At 41.0% G+C, this 8,614-nt stretch carries 11 protein-coding genes, 1 riboswitch and 1 other annotated feature; of the genes, 7 read left to right on the top strand and 4 right to left on the bottom strand.

Annotated elements, in window-relative coordinates:
- The coding region (locus tag BKK52_RS13075) for a hypothetical protein (RefSeq protein WP_143531435.1) at positions 1 to 190 on the bottom strand (190 nt) is incomplete at its 3' end.
- 19 nt (positions 191 to 209) lie between these two features.
- Positions 210 to 1,121 (bottom strand): ATP phosphoribosyltransferase, encoded by a 912-nt coding sequence (gene hisG, locus BKK52_RS13070; protein ID WP_077478881.1) that lies wholly within the window; start codon positions 1,119 to 1,121, stop codon positions 210 to 212.
- A gap of 30 nt (positions 1,122 to 1,151) precedes the next feature.
- Positions 1,152 to 1,283: a sequence feature (His leader region), on the bottom strand.
- A gap of 167 nt (positions 1,284 to 1,450) precedes the next feature.
- Positions 1,451 to 1,495: riboswitch (PreQ1 riboswitch) on the top strand.
- A 4-nt stretch (positions 1,496 to 1,499) separates the two neighbouring features.
- Here hisG and queC point away from each other — a divergent pair.
- The 4 genes from queC to BKK52_RS13050 all read left to right on the top strand — a co-directional run bounded on the left by queC (position 1,500) and on the right by BKK52_RS13050 (position 4,115).
- Positions 1,500 to 2,183, top strand: coding sequence for a 7-cyano-7-deazaguanine synthase QueC (gene queC, locus BKK52_RS13065; RefSeq protein ID WP_077417219.1), 684 nt, complete (start codon positions 1,500 to 1,502; stop codon positions 2,181 to 2,183).
- Positions 2,176 to 2,601 carry a 6-carboxytetrahydropterin synthase QueD gene (gene queD, locus BKK52_RS13060; RefSeq protein ID WP_077417221.1) on the top strand — a complete coding sequence of 142 codons (426 nt, stop codon included), beginning with the start codon at positions 2,176 to 2,178 and terminating at the stop codon, positions 2,599 to 2,601. Before queC ends, queD begins: the two co-directional genes overlap by 8 nt.
- Positions 2,602 to 2,607: 6 nt before the next feature.
- Positions 2,608 to 3,249: a 7-carboxy-7-deazaguanine synthase QueE gene (locus tag BKK52_RS13055; protein ID WP_077417223.1), complete on the top strand. Its 642-nt coding sequence runs from the start codon at positions 2,608 to 2,610 to the stop codon at positions 3,247 to 3,249.
- Positions 3,250 to 3,359: 110 nt separating this feature from the next.
- Positions 3,360 to 4,115 (top strand): Nif3-like dinuclear metal center hexameric protein, encoded by a 756-nt coding sequence (locus BKK52_RS13050; protein WP_077474584.1) that lies wholly within the window; start codon positions 3,360 to 3,362, stop codon positions 4,113 to 4,115.
- Between the two features lie 102 nt (positions 4,116 to 4,217).
- Here BKK52_RS13050 and BKK52_RS13045 read toward each other — a convergent pair whose 3' ends face one another.
- Together BKK52_RS13045 and BKK52_RS13040 are read right to left on the bottom strand one after the other, a co-directional pair.
- The gene (locus BKK52_RS13045; RefSeq protein ID WP_077417227.1) at positions 4,218 to 4,646 is read right to left on the bottom strand and encodes a tetratricopeptide repeat protein; all 429 of its coding nucleotides are present in this window, start codon (positions 4,644 to 4,646) and stop codon (positions 4,218 to 4,220) included.
- Between the two features lie 241 nt (positions 4,647 to 4,887).
- Positions 4,888 to 5,127 (bottom strand): hypothetical protein, encoded by a 240-nt coding sequence (locus BKK52_RS13040; protein ID WP_077417229.1) that lies wholly within the window; start codon positions 5,125 to 5,127, stop codon positions 4,888 to 4,890.
- 109 nt (positions 5,128 to 5,236) lie between these two features.
- Here BKK52_RS13040 and BKK52_RS13035 point away from each other — a divergent pair, with 109 nt between their 5' ends.
- The 3 genes from BKK52_RS13035 to rnb all read left to right on the top strand — a co-directional run bounded on the left by BKK52_RS13035 (position 5,237) and on the right by rnb (position 8,415).
- Positions 5,237 to 5,488 carry a helix-turn-helix domain-containing protein gene (locus BKK52_RS13035; protein ID WP_077417231.1) on the top strand — a complete coding sequence of 84 codons (252 nt, stop codon included), beginning with the start codon at positions 5,237 to 5,239 and terminating at the stop codon, positions 5,486 to 5,488.
- Between the two features lie 92 nt (positions 5,489 to 5,580).
- Positions 5,581 to 6,369, top strand: a complete 789-nt coding sequence (locus BKK52_RS13030) for an enoyl-ACP reductase FabI (RefSeq protein ID WP_077417232.1) — start codon at positions 5,581 to 5,583, stop codon at positions 6,367 to 6,369.
- Positions 6,370 to 6,435: 66 nt separating this feature from the next.
- A complete protein-coding gene (gene rnb, locus BKK52_RS13025; RefSeq protein ID WP_077478880.1) occupies positions 6,436 to 8,415 on the top strand; it encodes an exoribonuclease II in 1,980 nt (659 codons plus the stop codon).
- Positions 8,416 to 8,614 lie beyond the last annotated feature (199 nt).

The raw sequence follows: 8,614 nt of genomic DNA, 5'->3' as shown, positions 1-8,614 counted from the left end.
CAATAATACTGTTTAGCTTAGGATAAGCTGCCGGAATAATAGATATATCAGAATTGCCAATTTTAAGGCTTTCCAAACACGCTTCAAAACTATCTAATAATATAATCTTTTCACCCAGGTATTGTTTTTGAGCTGCTAAATAGCTGCAAGTAGAGGGATATGCATTATCCCCTAAGGTTGTAATAATCATAGCATTTCCCTCATCATCACTATTTCATCATTTTTTCAATCGGTAACACCAAAATGGAGCTTGCACCAATGGCTTTGAGCTGTTCCATCGTTTCCCAAAAGAGATTTTCTTGGCTGACGACGTGCATTGCCACTTGGTTGGTGTCATGGGCAAGGGGCAGAATGGTCGGGTTTTCAACGCCTGGCAAAAGTGCGGTAATTTCTGCAAGGCGATCTTTCGGGGCGTGTAGCATAATGTATTTTGACTCCGCCGCCTGTTGCACACCTTGGATACGGGTGAGCAAGCGGTCGATTAACGCCTGTTTTTTGCAATCCAACGGCTGAATACTTTGTACCAAGCAGGCTTTAGAGCGGTAAATAACCTCCACTTCGCGTAAGCCGTTGGCCTCCAGCGTTGCACCTGATGAAACCAAATCACAAATGGCATTGGCAAGCCCTGCTGCTGGCGCAACTTCAACCGATCCCGTGAGTAAACAGTTTTTAAACGGGACATTTTGGCTTTGCATATAACGTTTGAGTAAGTTTGGGTAGGAAGTGGCAATGCGATTGTTGCGAAGATCATTGAGTTGGCGGTAAGGCATCTCACGTGGCACGGCAAGCGAAAGACGACAGCCGCCAAAATCAAGGCGTTTCAGCATTTGGTAATCAGCGCTTTCGCCTGCTGAAATTCGCCCTAACGCCGCCTCTTCCAGCACATTTTCGCCAATAATGCCGAGATCGACCACGCCATCAAAAATCAGTCCAGGAATGTCATCATCACGCACTCGTAAAATTTCAATGGGCATATTTTCTGCATAAGCCATTAAACGTTGCTCATTCCAATTGATTTTCACCCCACATTGTTTTAGAAGTGCGGCACAATCTTGACTAAGGCGCCCCTTTTTTTGCAAAGCAATGCGTAAACGATTTGATGTTTGTGTTGTGTTTGTCATATTGTTTTCCTGCTTTTTGAAGTTTAAATAAACAAAAACCCCTCGAAAGTTTCCTTCCGAGGGGCTATGGTTCTGCTATGATGTTATCGCACTCGGAAGATATTTTGTTCTCTTCCGGCCATACACCCATACCCGAAAGATAATCAGGTATGGTGGTGATGGCGACAAGTGCGGTTCATTTTCATTGTTAATTCCTCTTAAATCAGTTGCTTTTGAGTTTATGCTTAAAACGGCAGGCAATGCAAGCATTATTTTTAATATTTTTTAAATTTCCTCAAAAAATCAAGATAACTTGATAAAATCCCCTACAATCTCTAAAATGCCCGCTCAACGTTGTAGTTCGCAAACCTCCTACATAAAAAAACTAGGTACAATCTCATGAATATTTCAAACCCCAACCGCAATCGAAAAGCGGTTGTCATCTTTTCCGGTGGGCAAGATTCCACCACCTGTTTATTCCAAGCTATCGCCGATTACGGCAAAGAAAATGTCGAAGCCATCACCTTTCAATACGGTCAACGCCATGCTATTGAGCTGGAAAAAGCCCGTTGGATCGCCCAGGATCTCGGCATAAAGCAAACCCTAATGGATACCTCGGTGATAAATGCCATCACCCATAACGCCCTTATGGATAAACAGGCGAAAATCGAACAAAAAAATAACAAACTTCCCAATACCTTTGTTGATGGGCGAAATGCCTTATTTTTACTTTATGCGGCGATTTATGCCAAGGGACAAGGCATTCAAGACATCATCACCGGCGTATGTGAAACGGATTTTAGCGGTTATCCCGATTGCCGTGATGTGTTCATCAAATCTATGAATGTCACGCTCAACCTTGCTATGGATTATGCCTTCACCATTAAAACACCGTTGATGTATCTCACTAAAGCGCAAACCTGGCAGCTTGCCGATGAATTGGGTGTCTTAGACTATGTGCGCACCCACACCCATACCTGCTATGAAGGTATCGAAGGGGGCTGCGGACAATGCCCAAGTTGCCGATTACGCAATCAAGGCTTATCGGAATATCTCGCACAAAAAGGCAGCAATAATGTTTAAAATTTCCAAAGAATTTAGTTTTGATATGGCGCATTTGTTGGACGGTCATGATGGAAAATGTCAAAACCTGCATGGCCACACCTATAAGTTACAAGTGGAAATTAGCGGAGATTTATCCCCAATTGGTGCGAAAAAATCCATGGTGATGGATTTTTCCGATCTCAAAGCGATTGTGAAAAAAGCCATTTTAATCCCTATGGATCATGCTTTTATTTACGATGAAACCAACGAGCGTGAAAGTAAAATTGCTCAATTACTGCAAGAACTCCATTCTAAAACTTTTGGCGTCCCTTTCCGCACTACCGCTGAAGAACTGGCTCGTTTTATTTTCAATCGTTTGAAATACGATGAAAAATTGCCGGTTTCCACCATTCGCTTGTGGGAAACGCCCACTTCTTTTTGTGAATATTCGGAGTAAAGTGCGGTGAAAAATCAAAACATTTTAGAACCACATTTTAATATCGTAGAAATTTTTGAAAGCCTACAAGGGGAAGGCTTCAATACGGGTATGCCCAGTATTTTTGTGCGTTTTGGCAAATGCAATCTCACCTGCCCTTGGTGCGATACCGCCTATAACCAATTTGAACGCCAATCCGCCTCACAAATTTTGGCAAAAGTGCGGTCATTTTCTGCAAAGAATATTATCATTACCGGGGGCGAACCCACTATCGTGCCACACATTGAATATTTGCTCGAACAATTCAAACGAGCCGGTTATTTCCTTGCCATTGAAACCAATGGATTAAAACCTGTTCCGCCGCAAATTGATTACATCGCCACCAGCCCTAAGCGACTTTATGCCCACAAATATGAAAAACAATGTTTAAGCGTTGCCAATGAGGTGCGTATTGTGGTGGATGAAAATATCCTGCCTTTTTGTGAGTTGATCGAACAAAAAATTCAGGCTGAACATTACTATCTTTCTCCTTGTGAAAGAGAAGGAAAAATGAATTTACTGGAAACGATCACCCAGTTAGGTCAACTCAATCAACGCTCTCATACCCACAAATGGAAGCCAAAATGGCAACTGAGTTTACAAACCCATAAATTAGTAGGAATTGAATAAAAAGGCGACCATAAAATGGGTAAACACAATGCCCTCATCTTTCTTTTTGGCTAGTTATTTTTTTGAAAATTTCGTACTATACGGCATCTTTTTCTCATTTCTCTTTGACAATGAATAATCTAGAACTTGAACAACTTCTTAACCAAACCCTCAATTCAAACCAAATTTCCGACTATGCGCCAAACGGCTTACAAGTCGAGGGCAAAGCAAATATCAAAAAAATCATTACCGGAGTGACCGCCAGCCAAGCCTTAATTGATTATGCGGTCAGCCAACAAGCGGATGCCCTGCTCGTCCATCACGGCTATTTTTGGAAAAGTGAAACGCCTTGTATTCGGGGAATGAAAGGCAAACGGATAAAAACCCTGTTAATCAATGACATTAATTTATATGGCTATCACCTGCCTTTAGATGTGCATCCCGAATTAGGTAACAATGCACAACTTGCCAAACTTTTAGGTATTGAAAACTTACGCCCTCTCGAAAATAACACACCAAGTATTCCTGTTTGGGGCGAATTAAATCAACCGGTCACGGCGGAGGAATTTGCTTTACGCATTGAACAAACCCTTCACCGTAAACCGTTAATTTGCACGGAAAACGGACCGCACTTTATCCGTAAAATCGGCATTTGCACCGGAGGGGGGCAAGGCTATATCGACTTAGCCGCCTCAAAAGGTTGTGATGCTTTCATTACAGGGGAAGTATCCGAACAAACCATTCATTCCGCCCGTGAACAAGGCATCCATTTTTTTGCCGCCGGACATCACGCCACCGAACGTTACGGCATTAAAGCCTTAGGCGAATGGTTAGCCAAAGAATATGGTTTTGATGTGGAATTTAAGGATATTGATAATCCGGCTTAACTATATTGTTATAGATTTTTGTCTAAACTATAATTGTTAGCCATACTGAGAGGAGAATAAATTTATCGATATATTTCTCCTCTTATAATTCTAAATTTTCATTTAATTTGAAATAAATTCTAATATATCTTTATTTAAATTATATCCTCCTTTTTTAGCTTCTCTAAACCAATATTTAGCTTTCTCTATATCAATTTCCACACCACAGTCTCCCTCTCGATAAAAGCATCCCAAATGAACCATTGCAGGTAGATCCCCAGACAAAGCTGCCTCTGTATACCAATAAATAGACTTCTCATAATCAGGTTTAATATCACCATCCCCATAATAGTATATTTGACCAAGCAAAAATTTATAGGTAGGCTCCTGTTCCTCTGTTGCTCTTCTATAAACATCATCAAAATCCCAACGAGATTTAGACTTAGATTTCCGTTCATTTTCAATAGATGTTACTATATCATGTATCTTTTTCTGTGTTCTCTTTGTTTCATTTTCTTCTGATCCAAAGAGCTTATTAAATAATCCAAACATTTCAACCACCTAATAAATAAGCTATATAGGAGATATAACTCCTGATATAGCCTATAAAAAATTAACGTCTCTCCTAGTAATTTAGGATCTACATTTTTTACACCAACTTTGATTTGATGCACTCTTAGAACTAGTTGTTCTATAGCCAAACTTTTCCTGTAATTCAACCGCTGTATATGCGGTTTCACCACATTTAGGGCAACTGTGGGGCAATTTAATACTTCCAGACATAAAGAAACCTCTATGCATTACGAACCATCTCCTTTATTTCGTCCTGATTATAACCTCTAGATTTTAATTCCTGCAATGCAGCTCCAGCTCTAATAGGGGAAAGTGAGTTATCTCGTTTAAATATACGAGCAAGCTCATAATCTGATTTGTCAAGCATTTCTTGCTTATAAACCTTTGATCTTTCCCCAGCTTCTTTTATCTCATTCATTGCAGCACCAGCAAGTTTACCAAGTCCATCTAAAAATCCCATAAATCCTCCAAGAGTTAATAACTACAACAAAAACCTAAAACAGGTTTAAAAATGATTCTACATTAAACCTAAAAAAGGTTCAAGAAATTTTGTACCTAAAATAGGTACAATGACAAATTTAAGATTATCAATCCACTCTAGCGAGCATCTTTGGTTAAGAGATATTTTCTTAAAACAAAGGAAAGCTCTCGGTTTATCACAACGTGCATTATGCGAAAAAATGGGCGTTGTCTCCTCATTTGTAGGCAAAGTCGAGACAGGGGATAGACGATTAGATGTTTTTGAATTTATCGCCTATTGTGAAGCCCTTGAACTCAACCCTATCGGCATAGTGACTCAAATCAAAGAAAAATTTCGTTGAAAATAAAGTTTCTTTTGCACGCTTGGTCTGCTTTGTATTCAACCCATTTTTCGACTATACTACGCAGTATTTTTTAACAAATAGGAAAAAACATGGGTTTCTTAACAGGTAAACGAATTTTAGTCACCGGTCTTGCAAGCAATCGTTCTATTGCTTACGGGATTGCTAAATCAATGAAAGAACAAGGCGCAGAGCTTGCGTTCACTTATTTAAACGACAAATTACAACCGCGTGTAGAAGAATTTGCCAAAGAATTTGGCTCTGATATCGTCCTTCCTTTAGATGTGGCGACCGATGAAAGTATTCAAAACTGCTTTGCCGAATTAAGCAAACATTGGGATAAATTTGACGGCTTCGTACATGCCATCGCCTTTGCGCCGGGCGATCAGTTAGACGGCGATTATGTCAATGCCGCCACCCGTGAAGGCTACCGTATTGCACATGATATCAGTGCATACAGCTTTGTGGCAATGGCACAAGCCGCACGTCCTTATTTAAATCCAAATGCGGCATTACTCACCCTTTCTTACTTAGGGGCGGAACGTGCCATCCCGAACTACAATGTGATGTGTTTGGCTAAAGCCTCATTAGAAGCCGCCACTCGTGTAATGGCAGCTGATTTAGGCAAAGAAGGTATTCGTGTGAATGCCATTTCTGCCGGCCCAATCCGCACATTAGCGGCATCAGGCATTAAAAACTTTAAGAAAATGCTTTCAGCCTTTGAGAAAACCGCCGCATTACGCCGTACAGTGACTATCGAAGATGTGGGTAATTCCGCTGCGTTTTTATGTTCTGATCTCGCATCCGGTATTACCGGTGAAATCGTTCATGTGGATGCCGGTTTCAGCATCACCGCAATGGGTGAATTAGGCGAAGAATAATTTTTCTTTTGATTTATTTCTAGGCAGACTTTTCGGTCTGCCTTTTCTCTTTTTTAAAATATAACTATGTTCCAAAACAATCCACTACTCGCACAACTTAAACAACAAATTCACGAAAGCAAAGAACGTGTAGAAGGTGTGGTAAAAAGCACCGATAAAGCCTATGGTTTTTTAGAATGTGATAAAAAAACTTATTTTATTGCGCCACCTGCCATGAAAAAGGTGATGCATGGCGATAAAATTACCGCCACTATTGAAAAACAAGGCGATAAAGAACAAGCAGAGCCGGAATCCTTAATTGAACCGATGTTGACCCGTTTTATTGCCAAAGTGCGGTTCAATAAAGACAAGAAATTACAAGTCTTGGTGGATCATCCAAGCATTAATCAACCGATTGGTGCACAACAAGCCAAATCGGTAAAAGAAGAATTGCAAGAAGGGGATTGGGTGGTCGCTAATTTGAAACCCCCCCTGTTACGAGATGATCGCTTTTTCTACGCCACCATTAACCAATTTATCTGCCGTGCTGACGATGAGTTTGCCCCTTGGTGGGTCACTCTCGCCCGCCACGAACAATCCCGTTATCCGGTGCAAGGTGCGGATCACTATGAAATGCTTGATCAACAAACTCGTGAAGATTTGACCGCACTTCATTTTGTCACCATTGACAGCGAAAGCACACAAGATATGGACGATGCGCTCTATATCGAACCTGTGGCGCAAAATGGGGAGCAAATCGGTTGGAAATTAGTGGTGGCGATTGCCGATCCCACAGCTTATATCGCTCTTGATTCACAAATTGAAAAAGATGCGAAGCAACGTTGTTTTACCAATTACCTGCCCGGTTTTAATATCCCAATGTTGCCACGGGAACTTTCCGATGAACTCTGCTCTTTAATGGAAAATGAAACCCGTCCTGCCCTAGTTTGCTATATTGAAACGGATTTACAAGGCAATATCACCGCTAAACCGCATTTTGTTTCGGCTTATGTTCAATCCAAAGCGAAACTTGCCTATAACAAAGTGTCTGATTATTTAGAGCAAACACCTGATGCGTGGCAACCGGAAACGGCGGAAACAACCACACAAATTCAGCGTTTACACCAATTCACCCTCGCCCGAATTAACTGGCGTAAAACCCATTCATTATTATTTAAAGAAAAACCGGACTATTCTTTTGTACTGGCTGAAAATGGAAAAGTACAAGAGATCAAAGCGGAACACCGCCGCATTGCTAATCAGATTGTGGAAGAATCCATGATTATTGCCAATATTTGTGCGGCACAATTCTTAAACGAGCAAGCTCACACCGGGATTTTCAACACCCATAGCGGTTTTGATAAAAAATTCTTGGAAAACGCCCACCAATTCTTAATGGCAAATTTAGCCAATGAAGAAAACCAAGCGGAACTGAACGAACGTTATTCGGTGGAAAATTTATCCACCCTAAACGGTTATTGCCAAATGCGTCACGATATTGAACCTATTGAAGGGGATTATTTAGAGCTACGCTTACGCCGCTATTTAACTTTTGCTGAATTTAAAGCAGAGCTCGCCCCACACTTTGGTTTAGGCTTGGAGGGGTATGCCACTTGGACATCACCGATTCGTAAATACTCCGATATGGTAAACCACCGCTTAATCAAAGCCGTGCTCACCCAACAGACTTGTGAAAAACCACAAGATGAGGTACTCACCCGATTACAAGAAGCCCGTCGCCAAAACCGCCTCGTAGAGCGTGATATTGCTGATTGGTTATATTGCCGCTATCTTGCCGATAAAGTGGCTGAAAATGCTGAATTTGAGGCAGAAGTGCAAGATGTGATGCGCGGCGGATTACGGGTTCAATTATTAGAAAATGGCGCTTCTATGTTTGTGCCTGCCTCTACTCTTCACAATAATAAGGAAGAAATCCAAGTCAATGCTGACGAACTCGCCCTTTACATTAAAGGTGAACGCACCTACAAAATCGGGGATATTGTACGAGTGAAACTCACAGAAGTGAAAGAAGCTACAAGAAGTATCATAGGAATGATGATGGTATAACTGAAAAAATGGCGTTTAAAACGCCATTTTTGTTTGGAAAATTGACTGACATTTCTATCCAAACATTACAATAGCGCCCACAGAAATTTCCTGAAAATTCCTATTAAAATTCAGACCTCCTACCCAAGTAACCTTATCGTTTACGTGAGATAAAAAAAGGGGGGGGCTGTAGTAGATTAGTCCTAAATTCCACACCATT

Origin of the sequence: Rodentibacter trehalosifermentans (assembly GCF_002000545.1) — a bacterium.
Lineage (GTDB): Bacteria > Pseudomonadota > Gammaproteobacteria > Enterobacterales > Pasteurellaceae > Rodentibacter > Rodentibacter trehalosifermentans.
This window is presented reverse-complemented; position numbering and strand designations above follow the sequence as displayed.

Excerpts from the sequence above, each read along its gene's own strand:
- BKK52_RS13045 (WP_077417227.1), bottom strand. The coding sequence starts at position 4,646 with ATGTTTGGATTATTTAATAAGCTCTTTGGATCAGAAGAAAATGAAACA.
- rnb (WP_077478880.1), top strand. The coding sequence starts at position 6,436 with ATGTTCCAAAACAATCCACTACTCGCACAACTTAAACAACAAATTCAC.
- queD (WP_077417221.1), top strand. The coding sequence starts at position 2,176 with ATGTTTAAAATTTCCAAAGAATTTAGTTTTGATATGGCGCATTTGTTG.
- hisG (WP_077478881.1), bottom strand. The coding sequence starts at position 1,121 with ATGACAAACACAACACAAACATCAAATCGTTTACGCATTGCTTTGCAA.
- BKK52_RS13050 (WP_077474584.1), top strand. The coding sequence starts at position 3,360 with ATGAATAATCTAGAACTTGAACAACTTCTTAACCAAACCCTCAATTCA.
- BKK52_RS13030 (WP_077417232.1), top strand. The coding sequence starts at position 5,581 with ATGGGTTTCTTAACAGGTAAACGAATTTTAGTCACCGGTCTTGCAAGC.
- BKK52_RS13040 (WP_077417229.1), bottom strand. The coding sequence starts at position 5,127 with ATGGGATTTTTAGATGGACTTGGTAAACTTGCTGGTGCTGCAATGAAT.
- queC (WP_077417219.1), top strand. The coding sequence starts at position 1,500 with ATGAATATTTCAAACCCCAACCGCAATCGAAAAGCGGTTGTCATCTTT.
- BKK52_RS13035 (WP_077417231.1), top strand. The coding sequence starts at position 5,237 with ATGACAAATTTAAGATTATCAATCCACTCTAGCGAGCATCTTTGGTTA.